The organism is Bradyrhizobium sp. S3.12.5, from assembly GCF_040548225.1.
Lineage (GTDB): Bacteria > Pseudomonadota > Alphaproteobacteria > Rhizobiales > Xanthobacteraceae > Bradyrhizobium > Bradyrhizobium cytisi.
The window spans coordinates 314,739-333,427 of record NZ_JBEPRF010000007.1; the positions used below are offsets into that span (position 1 = coordinate 314,739).

Genomic DNA, 18,689 nt, shown 5'->3' on the forward strand with positions numbered 1-18,689 from the left:
GTCATGACGCGTGAATTCTCCGCCGGCAATTATCGGTTCATTCCCTCCGTGTTTCAGTACTCGGCTGGGGCTGCCGCCGATGACGGCTATGAGATCGAGCGCGTCCGGTTCGATCGCCTCGTGCCTCTGGCCGAGGGGTTTGCGCTTGCGGCAAAGTTCATCCAGGAGGCAGGGCGTCCGTTGACGGCCTTCTGTGCCTGCGAGCTGCGTTCGCCGGCCGCCTTCAGCGAGGAGGGCTTCCGCGCGTTCAACCTGCATTACGTCAAGACGCTGTCGGAATGGGGCATCTTCGACGGCACCACCAATCCGGTGGCGCGCAGCAATGTCTGTCCGGAACTCGATCCGCCGTCGGAGCCGTCGTTCTATGCGTTCTCCTTCACGCGCCCTACCAGCTCCAAGGCGCCGTCCTTCGTCATCGCCGGCGGCGCCGAGGCACGCGAGGGCAGCGGGACCTATGTCGAGCGCACGGTACGCTACCGCGACCTCAGCCCGGAGGGTTTGCGCGAGAAGGTGCGGTTCACCACGACGTCCCAGATGGAGAACCGGATGACGGCGTTCGGATTCGGCTGGAAGAACACGACGGGCGTGCAGGCCTACTCCGTGCACGACTTCCATCACGCGCTGGTGGATGAACTGGTTCGGCGTGGTGCACTACGCTCAGGTCTCACCTGGCACTTTGCGCGGCCGCCGGTGGTCGACCTCGAATACGAGATGGATTGCCGCCGCGTGATGCGCGAGAGCGTGATCTAGCGCTGGCGCGGGTCGAGGGCGTCGCGCAGGCCGTCGCCAAGTAAGTTGAGCGACAGCACCACGAGGAAGATCGCCAGCCCCGGCCAGATCGCCATCCAGGGCGCCTGGGTCAGGAAGCGTTGCGCTGCGTTAAGCATGCTGCCCCAGGACGGTGCCGGCGGTTGCTGGCCAAGGCCAAGGAAGGACAACGCCGCCTCGGCGATAATGGCCGCAGCGATCGAGAGTGTGGCCTGAACCAGCAGTGCAGGCAGGATGTTTGGCAGGATGTGCGAGACGGCGATGCGCCAGGGCGGATTGCCGAGTGCGCGCGCCGCTTCGACATAGTCCTCGGCCTTGACACTCAGCACCTGGCCGCGGGTCAGGCGGATGAAGATGGGCGTTGCCGAGATGCCGATCGCGATCATGGCGTTGCCAAGACTCGGGCCGAGGAACGCCGCCAGCGCAATCGCCAGGATCAGGAACGGGCAGGCCAGCATCGCGTCGGTGATCCGGCTGATCAGCGCATCGACGAAGCCACCGCGATAGCCAGCGATGAGGCCAAGCGGCACGCCGATTCCGAGCGCGATCGCGACCGAGATCAGGCCTGCCAGCAGCGAGGCCCGCGCACCGTAGACGACGCGGCTCAGGATATCGCGGCCGAGCTCGTCAGTGCCGAACCAGTGCGCCATTGTGGGCGGCTTGCGCACCAGGCTCCAGCTCGTCGCGATGGGGTCGTAGGGCACGATCAGAGGCGCCAGCAGCGCGAGCAGGATGAAGATGGTGAGGACCGCGAGGCCCGCAACCGCCGCCTTGCGCTTGAACAGGCGGCGCCGCGCGCGGCGCGCCGGGCTGTCCAGCTCGTCGGCTTGCGCAAGGGGGCCCGACAGGGCGGCGTCGGTCATGGCCTAGCCCCTCAGCCGCGGATTGACGAGGATATAGGCGACGTCGGCGACCAGATTGAGCGTGATGTAGACGGTCGCCGTCACCAGCACCACGCCCTGCACGACGGCGTAGTCGCGGTTGAACACGGCGTCCACGATCAGCTTGCCGAAGCCGGGAATGGAGAAGATCTGCTCGGTCAGCACCGCACCCGACAGCAGCGTGCCGAGCTCGAGCGCGCCGAGCGTGATGATCGGCGTCAGTGCGTTGCGCATGGCATGCTTCAGGATCACGGAACGCTCGGAGAGGCCCTTGGCGCGTGCGGTGCGGACGTAATCGCTTTCCAGCACCTGGAGCATGGCGCTGCGCGTATGCCGCATCAGGACCGCGGAAATGGCGTTGCCGAGCACGAAGGCCGGCATGATCGTGGCGGCAAGGCTCGCGCGCCAGTTCTCGGTGAGCGGCACGTAGCCGGAGGCCGGCAGCCAGCCGAGCTCGATCGAGAACAGGAAGATCAGCATGATCCCGAGCCAGAAGTTCGGCGTCGAGATGCCCCACAGCGCGAAGAAGTTGGCGCCGTAGTCCCAGGCCGTTCCCTTCTTCACGGCGGCGACGATCCCGGCGGGAATGCCGATCAGAAAGGCGATGATGATCGCCATCGAGCCGAGCTGCAGCGTGACCGGCAGCTTTTGCGCAATCAGCTCGCGCACCGGCATCTTGTTGCGCAGGGACTCGCCGAAATCGCCAGATAACACGCCCTTCATCCAGTAGGCATACTGCACGGGGACCGGTTGATCGAGCCGGTATTGGTGGCGGATCTGCTCGATCACGGCCGGATCGCGCTCTTCGCCCGCCATCACCAGGGCGGGATCGCCCGGCAGCAATTGCTGCAGCGAGAAGATCAGCACCGACACGAAGAACAGTGTCGGCACGATCTGCGCAAGCCGGCGGGTGAGGAAGTTCAGCATCGCCGCGGCGTCACTTCAGCTTGAGGCCGACGACGCGCACGAGGCCGTCGGGCATCTGCTTGTAGCCCTCGAGCTTGGTCGTATGCGCGATGATGATGCGGCGGTGATAGAGATAAAGCAGCGGCTCCTCATCCTGGACTAGCTTCGCCAAAACTTCGTAGCTGGCCTTGCGCTTGGCAAGGTCGGTCACGAGCCGCGCGTCCTCCAGCGCCTTGTCGGCCTGCGTATTGTTCCAGTCGCCGTAATTCTGAGGAGCGCCACTGTGCAAGAAGATGAAGGTGTTGCCATCAGGATCGACGCGGCCACTCCAGGCGAGCATGAAGGCCTGGTAGTCGCCGGCCTCGGCCTGCTTGAGCCCGGTTGCAAATTCGGTGACGCGGATCTTCATGTCGAAGCCGGCCTCCGCCGCCATCGACTGGATCACTTGCGCCGGCGTCTCTGTCTCCGCTCCCTTCGGCACGAGGAAGTCGACGCCGACCGGCGGCGTCACGCCGGCTTCCTTCAGCAGCGCCTTGGCCTTCTCCACGTTGCGGGGACGGACCGGCAAGCTCTTTTGATAGTAGGGATGATCAGGATTGACCCATTGATTGCCGACCTGGAACTCGCCGTTGAACACGACCTGGTTGATCGCCTCTCGGTCGATGGCAAGGTCGAGGGCCTGCCGCACCTTGGCTGATTGGCTCAGCGGTCCCTTGGCCTTGTCCTTGCCGATGTTGAGCGTGATGCCCTGATAGCCGAGCTCGATCGCGGTGGCGACCTTCAGCCGTGAATCGGCGCGCACCTCCTTGAGATCGGTGGCGAGCACGCGCTCGATCAGATCGAGGCCGCCGGATTTCAGGTTCGCCAGCCGCACGGTGGCGTCGACGATGGGCTGGAACACGATGCGATCGATGAAGATGTTGTCCCTGTTCCAGTAGTCCGCGAACTTCTCGAACACGATGCGGTCCTGCTGCACGCGCTCGACGAATTTGTAGGGGCCGGCGCAGACCGGGTGCAGACCGAACTTGTCGCCGGCTGCCTTCGCCGCTTTCGGCGACATCATCATGCCGGCGCGATCTGTGAGCTGGGCAAGCAGGGGCGAGAACGGCGATTTCAGCACCAGCTTGATAGTGAGGGGATCGACGACATCGATGTGGTCGACCGAGGCGAGCTCCGGCTTGCGGAACGAGCCGGGGAGGGTCAGATGGCGCTCAAGCGAGAATTTGGCGGCCTCCGCGTCGAACGGCTCGCCGTCGTGGAATTTCACGCCGGGCCTGAGCTTGATGACGAGGCCCTTACCGTCATCGACCGTCTCGCTCGACAGCGCGAGCTGGGGCACGATGTTGAGCTTCTCGTCGATGTCGAACAGCTTGTCGCAAAATGCGGCGAACACGATGCGGCCGACATAGGTGCGCGCCATCGAGGGATCGAGGATATCGGGGTCCTCGGCAAGGCCGATGCGCAGCGTGGTCTGCGCCTGGGCGGCTCCAAGCGACAGCAGGAACGCAGCCGCGGTTGCGGCCAGGCGAAACATCTTCATCGGACAGTCCCCATTGCTCCGGCTACGTCGTTGTAGGCCTTGCACTCTGTATACCAACCCCGGCCGGGCTCGCGCCTTCCGTCTTTCGGCTGAAGGCGGCGACTAATTTTGCCAGTTCCGGCGTGAATCCTCCGGCTGTGGGCAGGATGGTGTCGGCCGGGGGCAGCTCGCTGACGCGATGGCAGGCGGTGGCGTGGCCTGCCTCGTCTGCCACCAGCGCCGGCGCCTCGGCGCGGCAACGGTCGATCACGAAGGGGCAGCGGGTGTGGAAGCGACAGCCGGCCGGCGGATTGAGCGCGCTCGGGGTCTCGCCCTGCAGTACGATCTTCGCCCGCCTTGCGTGAGGCTGCGGCAGCGGAATCGCGGACAACAGGGCCCGGCTGTAGGGATGGCGTGGCTCGGCGAACAACTCGCCCGCATCGGCTTCTTCGACAATCTGGCCGAGATTCATCACCGCGACGCGGTCGGCGATGTGCTTGACCACTGCGAGATCATGCGAAACGAAGATGTAGGCCAGACCAAGCCGGTCCTGGAGCTCGCGCAGCAGGTTCAATATCTGCGAGCGGATCGAGACGTCGAGCGCCGAGACCGGCTCGTCGCAAATGATCAGCTTCGGCTCGACCGCAAGCGCGCGCGCGATGGCGATGCGCTGGCGCTGGCCGCCGGAGAACTCGTGCGGATAGCGCCGCGCCAGCCGCGGTTCGAGCCCCACCAGCCGCAGAAGCTCCGCGACGCGCTCGCGCCGGTGCGCCGTCGGCACGAGATCGTGCAGCGCCAGCGGCTCGGTCAGAATCTGGCTGACCGTCATGCGAGGATTGAGCGAGGCGTAGGGGTCCTGAAAGATGATCTGCGCCTCGCGGCGGAATTTGCGGAGCGCATCCGGATCGAGTGAGAGCAGATCGCGGCCGTCGAATCGCACCGTGCCCGCGTCTGGCTCGATCAGCCGCAGCACGAGGCGGCTGACAGTGGACTTGCCGCAGCCGGATTCACCGACCAAAGCGAGGGTCTTGCCGGGTTCGAGTGTGAAGCTGACACCATCGACCGCTTTGACATGGGCCAGCGCCCGGCCGAACAACGAGCGCCGGGCGACGAAATGCTTGACCAGGCCTTTGACCTCGAGGAGAGCGGTCATCCTCGGCGCTCCCCGCGAAATCCGGTCTCGTGTCCCGGGCGCGGCGCAGCACGAAGTGGTGCGACGCTGAACCGGGACCCAGGTTGTTGCCGCATGGGCCCCGGTTCAGCAGCGCAGCACTGCGCTTCGCTTGTGCTGCGCTGCGCCCGGGGCAAGATGGAAGAAGGCAGCGCCATCACGACACCAGACGTTCGAGCGGCGCCCGGATGCAGCGCGAGAGGTGGCCGGGACTGACTTCCACCAGCGGCGGCGGCGCAATGGTGCAGGCGTCCAGCACGAACGGGCAGCGCGCCGCGAAACGGCAGCCTGCGGGCGGCTGTGCCATGTTCGGCACCATGCCCTCGATCGTCGCAAGCTGTTCGGCACGATGGTCCAGACGCGGGATCGAGCCGAGCAGTCCGACCGTGTAGGGGTGCTGCGGCGCGGAGAACAATTCGTCGACCGGCGCGCGCTCGACGATCTCGCCGGCATACATCACCGCGACTTCGTCGCAGACTTCGGCGACGACGCCGAGGTCGTGGGTGATCAGAATAATCGCGGCGCCGCTCTCGGCCTTCAGCTCGCGCATCAGCTCCAGGATCTGGGCCTGCAGGGTGACATCGAGTGCGGTGGTAGGCTCGTCGGCGATCAAGAGCTGTGGATCGCAGGCAAGCGCCATCGCGATCATGACGCGCTGGCGCATGCCGCCGGAGAGCTTGTGCGGATATTCGTCGATCCGACGCTCGGGCGAAGGGATGTGGACGCGACGCAGCAGCTCGATCGCGCGATCCCGTGCGCTGCGGCGCGAGCCGCCGCGGTGGCGCAAAATGGTCTCGATGATCTGGTCGCCGATGGTGAAGCTCGGGTTGAGTGATGTCATCGGCTCCTGGAAAATCATCGCGAGCCGGTTGCCGCGCAAGTCGCGCAGCGTCTGGTCCGGGGTCTTCAGCAGGTCGAAGCCGTCGAAGCGTATCGTGCCCGATATCTCCGTCGTCTGCTTCGGCAGCAGGCCCATGATCGCCAGCGAGGTCACGCTCTTGCCGCAGCCGGATTCGCCGACGAGGCCGAGCGTTGCGCCATTGGCGACGCTGAGATCGACGCTGTCGACCGCATGGGTGATGCGGCCATCGTCGCCGTGGAAGCGGATGCGCAGATCCCTGATCTCGATGAGAGGGCTTGCGCTCATGCTTGTCTCGCCCGCGCCGCGGCGATGCTGGCGTCGATGACGCTGCGATCGGTGTTGCCGGCCGGGTTCTGCCGGGTCGGCATGGAAGAGCGGAAGTGGACCCAGAGTTCGTGGCTGACCCGTTCGAGTCGCTCGAGCTCGCCGAGCGGGTCGGGATGATCGTCGGTGCGGATGTCCAGCGCCGGCCATTCCCCCTCGCCGTGGATCAGCAGCGCGGCAGATTGCTTGCCGCGCTTGTCGCCGCCAGCGGCTTCGCCTGCGCGCATCGCCGCAAGCAGTCGGCGCGGGAAGGGCAGGCTGTCATTGGCGATGTAGGTCTTTGCCGTCTCGGCGAGCACGTCGGCGCCCGCGAGCATGTTGCCTGCGATCGAGAAGCCGCTGCCGGCGATGTGCCCGCACCAGTCGACGCAATCGCGCCCGGTATGCGCGGCGATCGCGCCACTCGCATCCATGATGTGGATCTGGCGGCTCTCGCGGCCGTCGTCGGTCGCGACCAGGGCGGCGAGCACGTCATGGGCGTTCAGGCCTTCGCGTAGCAGCTTGATGCCGTCGATCCCGTAATAGGGATTGACGAAAGCTTGCGTTGCGATGGCCCCGAGGCCTGCCGCGATGTAGGGCACACGTGCGCCGACCGCGAAGAAGCGGGTCGCTACCGCAATGCCGAACTGGCCGGTGGCAGGATCGCGCGCGATGATCGACCAGGTCATGTGCTGCCTTCAGCGTCCCGCGGCGTAGCCCTGCATGCCGCGCGGATTGGCGGCGGCGCGGCGGCGCACGCCGACACGCGAGGCGGCGGTGAGGCGGCCCTCGGACCAGTCGGGGCCGACCTCGACGATATGCCCGCGCTCGCGAAGGCTCTCGATGGTTGCCTTCGGCACCCGGTTTTCGACCACGAGCACGCCGGGACGCGCGGTGCGCGGCCAGAACGAGATCGGGAAATGCTCGGAGTGCCAGGCCGGTGCGTCGATCGCCTCCTGGAGGTTGAGGTTGCAATGGACGTGGCGCAGGAAGAACTGCGTGATCCATTGGTCCTGCTGATCGCCGCCGGGCGAGCCCCAGGCGAGGTAGGGCTCGCCGTCACGCAGCGCCATGGTCGGCGACAGCGTGGTGCGCGGCCGCTTGCCCGGTGCGAGTGCTGCCGGGTGATCTTCCTCGAGCCAGAACATTTGCGCGCGGCTGCCGAGGCAGAATCCGATCTCCGGGATCACCGGTGAAGATTGCAGCCAGCCACCCGACGGCGTCGAGGACACCATATTGCCGGCCTTGTCAATGATGTCGAAATGCACGGTGTCGCCGCGGACCTCGCCGAAGCGCCCCACGGTGGGCTCGCCGGCGCCGAGTGCGCCGACGGCCTCGCGTTGGCCCTCTGCACGGCGCAGCTTGACCACACCGCCAAAACCTTCGATCGATCCCGGGATGAAATCGAGCGACGCCTTGTCGGTGACGAGCTTGCGGCGCTCGTCGTTGTAGGCGTCCGACAGCAGTGTTGCGATCGGGATTTCGCTGAACTTGGGATCGCCGTAGAACTTTTCGCGGTCGGCGAAGGCGAGTTTTGCGCATTCGATCTGGAGATGGATGAACTCCGGCCCGGTCGGATCGAGCCCGTCGAGCGCGAAGCCTTTCAAGAGCGCGAGCTGTTGCAGGGTCACCGGACCCTGGCTCCAGACGCCGGCCTTGCAGACGGTGTAGCGGCCATAATCGTAGGTGAGGGGCGCCTCGATCGTCGGCTGCCAGCGTGCCATGTCATCGGCGGAAAGCACGCCGCGATGCGGCGAGCCACTGACGTCCATCACCTCCTGGGTCCGGCAGAACTTGTCGATGGCCTCCGCGACAAAACCCTGGGACCAGGCATTTCGCGCACGCTCGATCTCGGCGTCGCGGCCTCCGCCACCGCTTTCGGCTTCGCTGAGGATGCGCGCGTAGGTCGCCGCCAGCGTCTTGTTGGTGAAGAGCGTACCGGGTTTCGGGACCTCGCCGTTCGGCAGGTAGACAGCGGCCGAGGTCGGCCAGTGCTTGCGGAACAATTGCTCGACGGTCTGGATCGTGGCGCAGGCGCGCTCGACCAGCGGATAGCCGTCGCGGGCATAAGAGATCGCGGGCTCCAGCACGTCGCGCACGCGCATCGTGCCGTAGTCGCGCAACAGCATCATCCAGGATTCGAAGGTGCCGGGAACGCAGGCCGCGAGCAGGCCGGTGCCGGGCACCATGTCGAGGCCCTCGCTCTTGTAATGCGCGATGGTGGCGCGTGCCGGTGCCGGGCCCTGGCCGCAGATCACCTCGGTGCGGCCGCGCTTCACGTCATGGACGATAACAGGCACGTCGCCGCCGGGTCCGTTCAGATGCGGCTCGACGACCTGAAGCGTGAAGGCGGTGGCGACACCGGCGTCGAAGGCATTGCCGCCCTTTTCCAGAATAGCCATGCCGACGGCGGTTGCGATCCAGTGCGTGGTTGCGACGACACCGAACGTGCCCTCGATCTCGGGGCGCGTCGTGAAGGGATCGGGATTGACGTTGCTGGCCATGGGCTACCTCATTTGCGGCGCGCGCAATTGATCACAGGCAATGCCGCGCGGCCAATGCACAGGCCGCATGGCACGCGCGCGTCACGCCGGGACCGGCGCGGTGTTAACCGCATGGCAGGCGACGCCGTCGATCAATTCCGGCGCTTGCTTGCGACAGAGGTCGAACGCCAGCGGACAGCGCGGATTGAAGGCACAGCCGGGCGGCGGATCGATCGGGTTCGGGATCTCGCCCTTCACCGGAATGCGCTGGCGACCGGACATCGCGAGATCAGGTACGGCGCCCAGCAGCATCTTGGTGTAAGGCATGCGTGGACGGGCAAACAGCTCGCGCCCCTCCGCGATCTCGACGATCCGGCCGAGATACATCACGCTGACCCGGCTCGCCATGTGGCGGACCACGGCGAGGTTATGGCTGATGAACAGATAGGTCAGGCCGAACTTGTCCTGCAGGTCGCGCATCAGGTTCAGGATCTGCGCCTGCACGGAGACGTCGAGCGCCGAGGTCGGCTCGTCACAGACGATGAATTCGGCGTCGGAGGCGAGCGCCCGCGCGATTGCGATGCGCTGGCGCTGGCCGCCAGAGAATTCGTGCGGGAATTTCAGGCGGTCGTCGGGGTGCAGGCCGACGAGGCTGAGCAGCTCGCCGACGCGCGCCTGGATGTCGCGTTCGCCCTGGATCAGGTCGAAGGCGCGGATTGGCTCGGAGATGATGGCATCGACGCGGAAGTGCGGGTTCAGGCTCGCATAAGGATCCTGAAAAATCATCTGGATGCGGCGGCGCAGCTTTCGGCGCGCTGACGCCTGCCGCGGATCGGTCATCGAGACGCCGTCGATCAGGACATTGCCGGAGCTCGGCGGCAACAGGCCGACCACCATCCGCGCCACCGTGGTCTTGCCTGAGCCGGACTCACCGACCAGCGCAAAGGTCTCGCCTTTCTTGATGTCGAAAGTGACGTGATCGACAGCCTTGAGATATTCGAGATGTCCACCTTCCAGCAAGCGGTTGAGCCAGGGCTTTGAGACGTCGAAGACGCGGCGGAGATTTGTGGCCTGGACGAAGGGGGCGCTCATGCCGCGGTCTCCGCCGGCACGCTGTCATAGAGATGGCAGGCAACCGATTGTGTGCCACGCGACAGCGGCTCTGGCCGGTCGACGCGGCAGCGGTCGAAGGCGGAGGCGCAGCGCGGGTTGAACGAGCAGCCGCGGGGGATCGCCGACAGGCGCGGCATGGAGCCCGGAATCTGCACCAGGCGCTTGTCGTCGCCGGCAAGCGTCGGGATCGCGCCCATCAATCCTTTGGCGTAGGGGTGCAGCGGGTTCCTGACCACGTCCTGCACCGGGCCGATCTCGGCAACGCGGCCGGCATACATCACCGCGACGCGGTCCGAGGTCTCGGCGATCACGCCCATGTCGTGCGTCACCAGCATCACGGCGGTGCCGTGGTCGCGGCCGAGACGCTTGATCAGCGAGATGATCTGGGCCTGCACGGAGACATCGAGCGCGGTGGTCGGCTCGTCCGCGATAATCAGTTCCGGCTCGGCGCAGATCGCCAGCGCAATCACCACGCGCTGGCGCATGCCGCCGGAGAATTCATGAGGATAGCCGTCGATGCGCTTTTCCGGCGCGGGAATGCCGACCTCGGCGAGGAGGTCGACGGCACGGCGGCGGGCGGCCTGTTCGGAGAGATTGAGGTGGGTCCGGATCGTTTCCACGATCTGGTCGCCGACCTTGTACAGCGGATTGAGGGAAGTGAGCGGATCCTGGAAGATCATGCCGATGCGCTTTCCCCTGATACGGCGCATCTCCTCCGGCGGCAGATTGTCGATGCGCAGGCCCGCGAGATGGATCTCGCCACCGGCGATGCGGCCGGGCGGATCGATCAGGCCGATCACCGAGAGCCCGGTGACGGATTTGCCGGCGCCGGATTCGCCGACCACGCCGAGCACTTCGCCCTTGGCGATGTCGAAGGATACGCCGTCGATCGCACGCAGCCTGCCGCGGCGGGAGGCGAACTCGACCTGAAGATTGCGGACGGAGAGAACGGGTGCGGTCATGAACGGTGCATACTCATCGGAGTTTCGGGTTGAGCGCGTCGCGCAGCCAGTCGCCGAGCAGGTTGATCGACAGGATCAGGGCCGCGAGTGCGATTCCGGGGAATGCGACGATCCACCATTCGCCTGCGAACAGATAGCCGTTGCCGATACGGATCAGCGTGCCGAGCGACGGCATGGTCTCGGGCATGCCCGAGCCGAGGAACGACAGCGTTGCCTCGGTGATGATGGCGAGCGCGAGGTTGATGGTGGCGATCACGAGGATCGGGCCCATCGTGTTTGGCAGCACGTGGCGCAGCATGATCACGGGGGCGGGCAGGCCGATCAGTTGCGCGGCTGCGACATAATCCTTGTTCTTCTCGACCAGCACCGAGCCGCGCACCGTCCGCGCGTACTGCACCCAAAAACTCAGCCCGATCGCGAAAACCAGGACCGCCAACATGCTCATCTCGTCGAGCTTGTTGCCGAAGACCGACTTGGCGATGCCGTTGATCAAGAGCGCGATCAGGATGGCCGGAAAGGAAAGCTGCACGTCGGCGATGCGCATGATCAGCCCGTCGACGGCGCCGCCGAAATAGCCGGCCGTCAGCCCGAGCATGATGCCGAGCGCGCCGGACAAGACCACGCCGAGTACGCCGACGAGAAGCGAGATGCGCAGGCCGTAGAGGATCGCGGACAGCACGTCGCGGCCCTGCTCGTCGGTGCCGAGCAGGAACGGGCTCTGGCCGTCGGCGGTCCAAAGCGGCGAGATGCGCGAATTCATCAGCTGGAGCTGCGCCGGGTCGAACGGATTCTGCACCGACAGCACGGAGGCAAAGATCGCGAGCAGGAAGAACAGCAGCGTCACTGCGGCCGCGATCATGGTGATCCTGGAGCGGCGGAACGAATAGAACAGGTCGCTGTCGAGCGCGCGCTTGAACCAGCCTGGCGCGGCGGCGGCGCGCTTCTCGGTGCTGTGTGGAACGACGGCCTCGCTCATGTCAGTGCGCCCGGCTGACCGTCGAGCGCAGCCGCGGATCGACGATGGTGTAGAGAATATCAACCACGAGATTGATGGTGACGAAGATCAGGGACACCATCATCAGATAGGCTGCCATGATCGGGATATCGACGTTCTGAACGGCTTGCACGAACAGGAGCCCCATGCCCGGCCACTGGAACACGGTCTCGGTGATGATTGCGAAAGCAATGACCGAGCCAAATTGCAGGCCTGCCACGGTGATCACGGGAACCAGCGTGTTGCGCAGCGCATGGCCGAAATGGATCGCCCGCGTAGTGAGCCCACGGGCGCGGGCGAAGCGGATGTAATCGGTCCGCAGGACCTCGAGCATCTCTGCGCGGACGAGCCGCATGATCAGCGTCATCTGGAACAGGCCGAGGGTGATCGAGGGCATGATCAGCGCTTTCAGGCCTGACAACGTCAGGAGCCCCGTCGTCCACCAGCCGATATGCACGACATCGCCCCGCCCGAACGAGGGTAGCCAGCCGAGTGTCACCGAAAACAGGTAGATCATGAGAATGCCGATCAGGAAGGTCGGCAGCGAGATGCCGATCAGCGAGACGGCCTGGAATACATGCGTGAGCCAGCTGTCACGACGCAGCGCGGAATAAACGCCCATCAGAATGCCGCTGACCATTGCGAAGATGGTTGCAACGATGGCCAGCTCCAGCGTCGCCGGCATCCGTTCCATCAGCAGGTCGGTGACGGGCAGCCGGAACTGGTAGGACACGCCGAACTTGAATTGCGCGGCATTACCGACATAGCGGCCGAACTGCACGATGACGGGATCGTCGAGGCCGAGCGACTTGCGGATCGCGGCGCGTTCGGCGCCCGACGTATCCATCCCGACCATCTGGTTCACGGGATCGCCGGCAAAGCGGAACATCGAGAACGAGATGATCCCGACGGCGATCATGACACCGATGGCCTGGATGGCCCGGCGCAGTGTGAAAGCGAGCATCTGTTCCTTTCACATCTCTTCAGCAGCACGCATCATTGCGTTAGCCCGAAACAGCAAGTCCCGGAAGCCAGGGCTTCCGGGACTTCACAACTTGTCGACACCTACTCGTCCTGCTTGGTCGCCCAGTAGAGCATGACCATGTTGTCCGCGCGCTGGGTCAGCTTCACTTTCTTCGAGACGCCCCAGGCGAGCGCCTGCTGGTGCAGCGGGACGTAGGCCCAGTCCTTCATCGAGACCTCGAAGGCCTGCTTGATCAGGAGATCGCGCTTGCCCACATCGGGTTCCACGAGGATCTGGTCTGCGAGCTCGTCGAACTGCTTGTTGCAATAGCCGGCGAGATTGGCCTCGCCGCGGTTGGGATCCTTGGGATCGTCCCGGCAGCCCATGATGTCGTGCAGCACGTTATGGGCGTCGAGCGTATCCGGGGTCCAGCCCAGCATGAACAGCGAAGTCTTGTAGCCGCCGGGCTTCAGCACCTTGGCGAAATACAGCGCCTTGGGTTGCGCCAGCAGCTCCACCTTGATGCCGATACGGGCGAGCATTCCGACGACGGCCTGACAGATCGCGGCGTCATTGACGTAGCGATCGTTGGGGCAGTCCATCGTGACTTCGAAACCCTCGGGATAGCCGGCGTCCGCCAGGAGCTTCTTGGAGGCGTCGGGATCGAACTTCGGCCGGGTGAAGTCCTTCGAGAGCGTAAAGATCTCCGGTGCGACCATCAATGCGGAAGGCGTTGAGAGCCCGCGCATGACGCGATTCTTGATCAGGTCGACATCGATCGCCCGGTACACGGCTTCGCGGACGCGAACGTCCTTGAACGGGTTCTTGCCCTTGACGTTGGAGTACAATAGCTCATCGCGCTGCTGATCCATGCCGACGAAGATGGTGCGGAGTTCAGGTCCTGTCAGCACAGTGGCGTTGGGGCTCGCTTTGACGCGCTCGATGTCCTGGACCGGAACCGGTTCGATCACGTCGACCTCGCCCGACAGCAGCGCCGCGACACGCGTGGCCGGGTTTGCGATCGGCGTGAAGATGATCTCCTTCAGATTATGCTCCGGCTTGCGCCACCAGTTCGGATTTGCCTTGAAGACGGTCTTCACGCCCGGCTGATGGCTCTCGATCGTGAAAGGGCCAGTGCCGTTTTCATGAAGCGAGGCATAGCTCGGGGTCGTGGCGGCGGCCGGTGTCGGTGCCACCGCATCGTTCGCCTCTGCCCATTTCTTGTCCATGATGTACCAGGTCGCCCAAAGCGCCGTCAGGATCGGATTGGGCGAGGTCAGGACGAAATCGACGGTATAATCGTCAATCTTGACCGCCTTGGCATCGGCGGGAACGCGGCTCTGGAAATTCGAGCCCTTCGCCCGCACGCGCTCGGCCGAGAATACCACGTCATCAGCGGTGAAGGGGTCGCCATTGTGGAATTTCACGCCCTTGCGCAGATGAAAGCGCCAGCGTGTCGGCTCCGGGGTCTCCCAGCTTTCGGCCAGCGCCGGGACGACTTTCAGGTCCTTGCCGCGGGCGACCAGGCCCTCATAGACGTGGCCGAGATGCGCACTGGTGGTCGACTCATTCAGCGTGTAGGGGTCGAGCGACTTCAGCTCACCCTGGTTGGCGTAACGCAGCGTCTGGCTCGACGCCGGCGAGGCCGCCAACGCAAGCACACCGGCGAGCGTCGCCGCAAACAGACTTCGTCCAACTGACATTCTTGACCCTCTCCACTCGCCCGCGCCGTCATTTTTGTTGTTCGGCGGGGTTGATCGATCCATGTTGCCCAGAGTTCTCGACCCGTGCAAGCGCCATTCCAGCAAGGAATGCGCCAAGTTGCACCGCTTTGCAGCAATGCTGACCAACAATTTAGCGGCGAGAAGCGAGTTGGCGACATTGGACTTTCGGCCAGCCGGGTCCCGAGATTGAGGGCGGGGGCGGCCCGCCGGCGCCATTCGCACCGACAATTTGATTGACCATATCCGCCGATTGCGGAAGCCGGTTTCCGACCCGACGTCTCAGGTCGCTCGTCTCAGGTCGCTTGCGTCGCACACCATGTCGCGGCGATACTGTGTGACACCGCTCGAATCTCATCCGGAGGGGATATGAAAGTTAATATCGAAATCGACTGCACCCCCCTCGAAGCCCGCCAGTTCTTCGGATTGCCGGATGTGTCGCCGATGCAGGTTGCCGTCATGGAAAAGCTGCAGCAGCAGGTCCTGAGTAATATCGACAAGGTCTCGCCGGAATCGCTGATCCAGAGCTGGTTCACCTTCGATCCCAAAATCGCCGAGCGGTTTCAGGACATGTTCGTCACCATGGCCGGTCTCGGCGGCCCGCGCAGCAGCGACAAGAAGAAATAATGCCGACGGCGCGCGACGGGGCGCCAGGCTCAGGCCGGCTTCGTCCGCCGGGCCTCGCCCTGCTGCTCGCGGAGGCGCGCAGCTTGCTCGAATTCAACGCCAGCGTCCTGCTGTCGCCGTTGCTGATGCGCGCGCCCCGGGGCGACGGCCATCCGGTGCTGGCGCTGCCGGGCTTTCTCGCCAGCGATCTCTCGATGGCGCCGATGCGGCGCTATCTCGGCGAGCTCGGCTATGACGCGCATGCCTGGCGGATGGGCCGCAATCTCGGCGGACTGGCACGGATGCGGGAAGCCCTGCACACTCGCATCACCGAAATCCACGCTGCGAGCGGACGGAAGGTCAGTCTGGTCGGATGGAGCCTCGGCGGCGTCTATGCCCGTGATCTCGCGCTCCAGGCGCCCGAGATGGTCCGCAATGTCATTACGCTTGGCAGCCCCTTTGCCAATGATGTGCGGGCCACCAATGCGACGGTGCTCTATGAGGCGTTGTCCGGCGAGCGGGTCGAGGATTTTGCGGAAGCGCGTGAAGCGATCGCCGGCGATCTTCCGGTGCCGGCGACGTCGATCTATTCGCGCGCGGACGGCGTCGTGAATTGGCGGACTTGCCTGCTACATCCCTCCGACCGGGCCGAGAATATCGAGGTGCATTTCGCAAGCCACATCGGGCTCGGGGTGAACCCGGCTGCCTTGTGGGCCGTGGCGGATCGCCTGGCGCAACCGGAGGGGGAGTTCTGGCCATTTGACCGGGCTGGTCCGTTTGCCATTGCATATGCCCCGCCGGAGCGGGCAGTATCGGCCTGACGAGAAGCGCCGGCAAAGGCGCCCGTCGAATACGAGCGGAGGGAACTATGGCTGACGGTAAGAAGCTGTCGTCGCTGGATGCGTCGTTTCTTTATCTGGAAACGCCGGAAATGCCGATGCATGTCGGCAGCATGGCGATCTTTCGCCTGCCTGACGATTACAAGGGCGACTTCTTCGAAGACTTCAAGGCGATGATCGTCTCGCGGTTGCACATCGCGCCGATTCTGAAAGCGCGCCTGGAGAAGGCACCGCTCGACATCGATCATCCGACCTGGGTCGAGGACGATCAATTCGACATCGACCGTCACATCTTCCGTGCCAGCCTGCCGGCGCCGCGCGATCGCGCCACGCTCGAGCGCATCGTGGGCTGGATGCATGCCAAGCTCCTGAACCGTGCTCGCCCGCTCTGGGAGTTCTACGTGTTCGAGGGCATGAAGGACAACGAGGTTGGGCTTTATTCCAAGATGCACCATGCCGCCATCGACGGCGGTGCCGGTGCGGCCCTGACCAACATGATCTACGACATCTCGCCGATCCCGCGAAAGGTCGAGCCGCCGACGGGCGGATCGAAGCCGGGACAGGAGCCGCGCGATATCGCGGCGAACCTGCTCGATTCCTATCAGCAGCTCTTCACCCAGCCGCTTGATGCCTCGGCGGCCGCGAAGAATCTTCAACTGCCGCGCACCGGCAAGAGCGACATCGGTTCGATCCTGTTCGACAATGCGATGTACCAGATCGAGAGCGCGGTACGCTTTGCCGGCAATATCCCGACCATGGTCAAGAGCGTTTCCGACGTGCTCGGCAAGATTTCCGATCCGAAGTCGCGCGAGAGCCTCGCCAGCATGGTGTCGCCGCCGACCATGCTCAACAAGTCGATATCGTCCGAGCGCAGCTTTGCCGGCGTGTCGATCTCGTTGTCGCGATCCAAGGCGCTGGCCAAGCAGGCCGGCGGCAAGCTCAACGACGTGGTGCTGGCGCTCGCCTCCGGCGTGGTCCGCCGCTACCTCCTGCAATACGCCACATTGCCGGCGAAATCGCTGACCGCCGCCGTGCCGATCTCGCTGCGTGAGGAGGGCAACACCGAGGCCAACAACCAGGTGTTCGGCATGATCTGCTCGATCGCGACCAACATCGATGATCCCAAGGCGCGGCTTGACGCCATCATCGCGCAGTCGATCAAGTCCAAGGAGATGTCGCATCCGCTGCGCGCCCTGATGCCGCAGGTCTCCAACATCTCGATGCTGGGCGCACCGATCATCGTCCAGATCATGGCATTGCTCTACAGCCGCTCCGACCTGTCGGATGTGCTGCCGCCGGCTGCGAACATCACCGTGTCCAACGTGCCGGGGCCGCGGCAGACGCTCTATGCCGCTGGTGCCGAGCTGTTGCACATCTTCCCGGTGTCGATCTCGACACATGGGCAGGCGCTGAACATCACCGTGCAGAGCTACCGCGACCAGCTCGATTTCGGCTTCATCGTCGGCGCCAACATCATTCCACATGTGCAGGTGATGTGCGACATGCTGCCGGAGGAGTTTGCCGCGCTCGAAGCGGCGTATGCGCCGCCCGCGGCCGACATCAAGGGCGCGGCTGAGTAGGAATGCTGAGATGATTGAGATGCCACCACTCAAGTTCGTGCATACGAACGGAATCCGCATGGGTTATTACGAGGCGGGCCCGGTCACCGATAAGCCCCCGATGGTGCTATGCCACGGCTGGCCAGAGCTCGCCTTCTCCTGGCGCCATCAGATCAAGGCGCTGAGCGAGGCCGGCATCCGCGTGATCGCGCCGGACCAGCGCGGCTATGGCGCGACCGACCGGCCCGAGCCGGTCGAGGACTACGACATCGAGCACCTGACCGGTGACCTCGTCGGGCTGCTCGACCACCTCAATATCGACAAGGCAATCTTTGTCGGCCACGACTGGGGCGGCTTCGTCGTCTGGCAGATGCCGTTGCGGCACATCGATCGGGTTGCTGGGGTGGTCGGCGTCAACACGCCTCATACCAATCGTGCCTGGGCCGATCCGATCGAGCTGCTGCGCGCGCGCTTCGGCGACAAGATGTACATCGTGCAGTTCCAGGATCCAGCGCGTGAACCCGACAGAATCTTTGGTAGCCGCGTCGAGCAGACCTTCGATGCGTTCATGCGCAAGCCGGCGCCGCGTCCGCCCGACGCACCGGCAGAGGAGGTGGTTGCCGGCGTCGGCGCTTCGCCGCGGGTCAATCTGGCGTTTCCGCAGATGATTGCCGGCTATGACGCCAGGCATGATCCGCGCACACCGATCCTGTCGCCGGAAGAGAAGCAAATGTTCGTCGACAACTTTACCAGGACCGGCTTTACCGGCGGCATCAATTGGTACCGCAACATGTCGCGCAACTGGATACGCTCCGAAGCGCTGGATCACACGGTGCGCGTGCCGTCGCTGATGATCATGGCCGAGAACGACGCGGTGTTGCCGCCGTCTTCCGCTGATGGCATGGACAAGCTGATTCCCGATCTGGAAAAATATCTGGTCCGCGACAGCGGCCATTGGACACAGCAGGAGAAGCCGCAAGAGGTCAGCGCCAAGCTGATCGAATGGCGTCGAAGGCGGTTTGGCTAGCTCGTCATTGC

At 64.6% G+C, this 18,689-nt stretch carries 17 protein-coding genes; 5 read left to right on the top strand and 12 right to left on the bottom strand.

Annotated features, from left to right (window positions below):
* Positions 1 to 3 precede the first annotated feature (3 nt).
* Complete coding sequence (gene cnbZ, locus ABIC09_RS12890) at positions 4 to 750, top strand: 2-amino-5-chloromuconate deaminase CnbZ (protein ID WP_354031737.1); 747 nt, start codon at positions 4 to 6, stop codon at positions 748 to 750.
* On the opposite strand, the gene ABIC09_RS12895 is transcribed toward cnbZ, so the two are convergent.
* The 12 genes from ABIC09_RS12895 to ABIC09_RS12950 form a co-directional block, all read right to left on the bottom strand.
* On the bottom strand, positions 747 to 1,631 hold the full coding sequence (locus tag ABIC09_RS12895) for an ABC transporter permease (RefSeq protein WP_354031738.1): 885 nt from the start codon (positions 1,629 to 1,631) through the stop codon (positions 747 to 749). The two genes, cnbZ and ABIC09_RS12895, sit on opposite strands and share 4 nt — an antisense overlap.
* A 3-nt stretch (positions 1,632 to 1,634) precedes the next feature.
* Entirely contained in the window at positions 1,635 to 2,576 is a 942-nt protein-coding gene (locus ABIC09_RS12900; protein ID WP_148748947.1) for an ABC transporter permease, read from the bottom strand.
* Between the two features lie 10 nt (positions 2,577 to 2,586).
* Complete coding sequence (locus ABIC09_RS12905) at positions 2,587 to 4,095, bottom strand: ABC transporter substrate-binding protein (protein WP_354109483.1); 1,509 nt, start codon at positions 4,093 to 4,095, stop codon at positions 2,587 to 2,589.
* A 22-nt stretch (positions 4,096 to 4,117) separates the two neighbouring features.
* Entirely contained in the window at positions 4,118 to 5,227 is a 1,110-nt protein-coding gene (locus ABIC09_RS12910) for an ABC transporter ATP-binding protein (protein ID WP_354109484.1), read from the bottom strand.
* Positions 5,228 to 5,402: 175 nt separating this feature from the next.
* The gene (locus ABIC09_RS12915) at positions 5,403 to 6,392 is read right to left on the bottom strand and encodes an ABC transporter ATP-binding protein (RefSeq protein ID WP_354109485.1); all 990 of its coding nucleotides are present in this window, start codon (positions 6,390 to 6,392) and stop codon (positions 5,403 to 5,405) included.
* Complete coding sequence (locus ABIC09_RS12920; RefSeq protein ID WP_354109486.1) at positions 6,389 to 7,099, bottom strand: DUF1028 domain-containing protein; 711 nt, start codon at positions 7,097 to 7,099, stop codon at positions 6,389 to 6,391. Before ABIC09_RS12920 ends, ABIC09_RS12915 begins: the two co-directional genes overlap by 4 nt.
* A 9-nt stretch (positions 7,100 to 7,108) precedes the next feature.
* Complete coding sequence (locus ABIC09_RS12925) at positions 7,109 to 8,914, bottom strand: gamma-glutamyltransferase family protein (protein ID WP_354031743.1); 1,806 nt, start codon at positions 8,912 to 8,914, stop codon at positions 7,109 to 7,111.
* An 81-nt stretch (positions 8,915 to 8,995) separates the two neighbouring features.
* Complete coding sequence (locus tag ABIC09_RS12930) at positions 8,996 to 9,985, bottom strand: ABC transporter ATP-binding protein (protein WP_354109487.1); 990 nt, start codon at positions 9,983 to 9,985, stop codon at positions 8,996 to 8,998.
* A complete protein-coding gene (locus ABIC09_RS12935) occupies positions 9,982 to 10,968 on the bottom strand; it encodes an ABC transporter ATP-binding protein (protein ID WP_354109488.1) in 987 nt (328 codons plus the stop codon). Before ABIC09_RS12935 ends, ABIC09_RS12930 begins: the two co-directional genes overlap by 4 nt.
* A 13-nt stretch (positions 10,969 to 10,981) precedes the next feature.
* Positions 10,982 to 11,944: an ABC transporter permease gene (locus tag ABIC09_RS12940; RefSeq protein ID WP_354109489.1), complete on the bottom strand. Its 963-nt coding sequence runs from the start codon at positions 11,942 to 11,944 to the stop codon at positions 10,982 to 10,984.
* 1 nt (position 11,945) lies between these two features.
* Positions 11,946 to 12,926, bottom strand: coding sequence for an ABC transporter permease (locus ABIC09_RS12945; protein ID WP_354084361.1), 981 nt, complete (start codon positions 12,924 to 12,926; stop codon positions 11,946 to 11,948).
* 101 nt (positions 12,927 to 13,027) lie between these two features.
* Positions 13,028 to 14,629, bottom strand: coding sequence for an ABC transporter substrate-binding protein (locus ABIC09_RS12950; protein ID WP_354109490.1), 1,602 nt, complete (start codon positions 14,627 to 14,629; stop codon positions 13,028 to 13,030).
* A gap of 387 nt (positions 14,630 to 15,016) precedes the next feature.
* Between ABIC09_RS12950 and ABIC09_RS12955 the strand changes: the two genes are divergently transcribed.
* The 4 genes from ABIC09_RS12955 to ABIC09_RS12970 are packed head-to-tail and all read left to right on the top strand — an operon-like array spanning position 15,017 to position 18,678.
* On the top strand, positions 15,017 to 15,274 hold the full coding sequence (locus ABIC09_RS12955; RefSeq protein WP_148748936.1) for a DUF6489 family protein: 258 nt from the start codon (positions 15,017 to 15,019) through the stop codon (positions 15,272 to 15,274).
* Entirely contained in the window at positions 15,274 to 16,074 is an 801-nt protein-coding gene (locus ABIC09_RS12960; protein ID WP_354109491.1) for an esterase/lipase family protein, read from the top strand. Before ABIC09_RS12955 ends, ABIC09_RS12960 begins: the two co-directional genes overlap by 1 nt.
* Before the next feature lie 47 nt (positions 16,075 to 16,121).
* Positions 16,122 to 17,672 carry a wax ester/triacylglycerol synthase family O-acyltransferase gene (locus tag ABIC09_RS12965; RefSeq protein WP_354084364.1) on the top strand — a complete coding sequence of 517 codons (1,551 nt, stop codon included), beginning with the start codon at positions 16,122 to 16,124 and terminating at the stop codon, positions 17,670 to 17,672.
* A 10-nt stretch (positions 17,673 to 17,682) separates the two neighbouring features.
* On the top strand, positions 17,683 to 18,678 hold the full coding sequence (locus ABIC09_RS12970) for an alpha/beta fold hydrolase (RefSeq protein ID WP_354109492.1): 996 nt from the start codon (positions 17,683 to 17,685) through the stop codon (positions 18,676 to 18,678).
* Positions 18,679 to 18,689: the final 11 nt, after the last annotated feature.

Bases quoted from the DNA above. Each gene is read 5' to 3' on its own strand.
- cnbZ (WP_354031737.1), top strand. From the start codon at position 4: ATGACGCGTGAATTCTCCGCCGGCAATTATCGGTTCATTCCCTCCGTG.
- ABIC09_RS12895 (WP_354031738.1), bottom strand. From the start codon at position 1,631: ATGACCGACGCCGCCCTGTCGGGCCCCCTTGCGCAAGCCGACGAGCTG.
- ABIC09_RS12900 (WP_148748947.1), bottom strand. From the start codon at position 2,576: ATGCTGAACTTCCTCACCCGCCGGCTTGCGCAGATCGTGCCGACACTG.
- ABIC09_RS12905 (WP_354109483.1), bottom strand. From the start codon at position 4,095: ATGAAGATGTTTCGCCTGGCCGCAACCGCGGCTGCGTTCCTGCTGTCG.
- ABIC09_RS12910 (WP_354109484.1), bottom strand. From the start codon at position 5,227: ATGACCGCTCTCCTCGAGGTCAAAGGCCTGGTCAAGCATTTCGTCGCC.
- ABIC09_RS12915 (WP_354109485.1), bottom strand. From the start codon at position 6,392: ATGAGCGCAAGCCCTCTCATCGAGATCAGGGATCTGCGCATCCGCTTC.
- ABIC09_RS12920 (WP_354109486.1), bottom strand. From the start codon at position 7,099: ATGACCTGGTCGATCATCGCGCGCGATCCTGCCACCGGCCAGTTCGGC.
- ABIC09_RS12925 (WP_354031743.1), bottom strand. From the start codon at position 8,914: ATGGCCAGCAACGTCAATCCCGATCCCTTCACGACGCGCCCCGAGATC.
- ABIC09_RS12930 (WP_354109487.1), bottom strand. From the start codon at position 9,985: ATGAGCGCCCCCTTCGTCCAGGCCACAAATCTCCGCCGCGTCTTCGAC.
- ABIC09_RS12935 (WP_354109488.1), bottom strand. From the start codon at position 10,968: ATGACCGCACCCGTTCTCTCCGTCCGCAATCTTCAGGTCGAGTTCGCC.
- ABIC09_RS12940 (WP_354109489.1), bottom strand. From the start codon at position 11,944: ATGAGCGAGGCCGTCGTTCCACACAGCACCGAGAAGCGCGCCGCCGCC.
- ABIC09_RS12945 (WP_354084361.1), bottom strand. From the start codon at position 12,926: ATGCTCGCTTTCACACTGCGCCGGGCCATCCAGGCCATCGGTGTCATG.
- ABIC09_RS12950 (WP_354109490.1), bottom strand. From the start codon at position 14,629: ATGTCAGTTGGACGAAGTCTGTTTGCGGCGACGCTCGCCGGTGTGCTT.
- ABIC09_RS12955 (WP_148748936.1), top strand. From the start codon at position 15,017: ATGAAAGTTAATATCGAAATCGACTGCACCCCCCTCGAAGCCCGCCAG.
- ABIC09_RS12960 (WP_354109491.1), top strand. From the start codon at position 15,274: ATGCCGACGGCGCGCGACGGGGCGCCAGGCTCAGGCCGGCTTCGTCCG.
- ABIC09_RS12965 (WP_354084364.1), top strand. From the start codon at position 16,122: ATGGCTGACGGTAAGAAGCTGTCGTCGCTGGATGCGTCGTTTCTTTAT.
- ABIC09_RS12970 (WP_354109492.1), top strand. From the start codon at position 17,683: ATGATTGAGATGCCACCACTCAAGTTCGTGCATACGAACGGAATCCGC.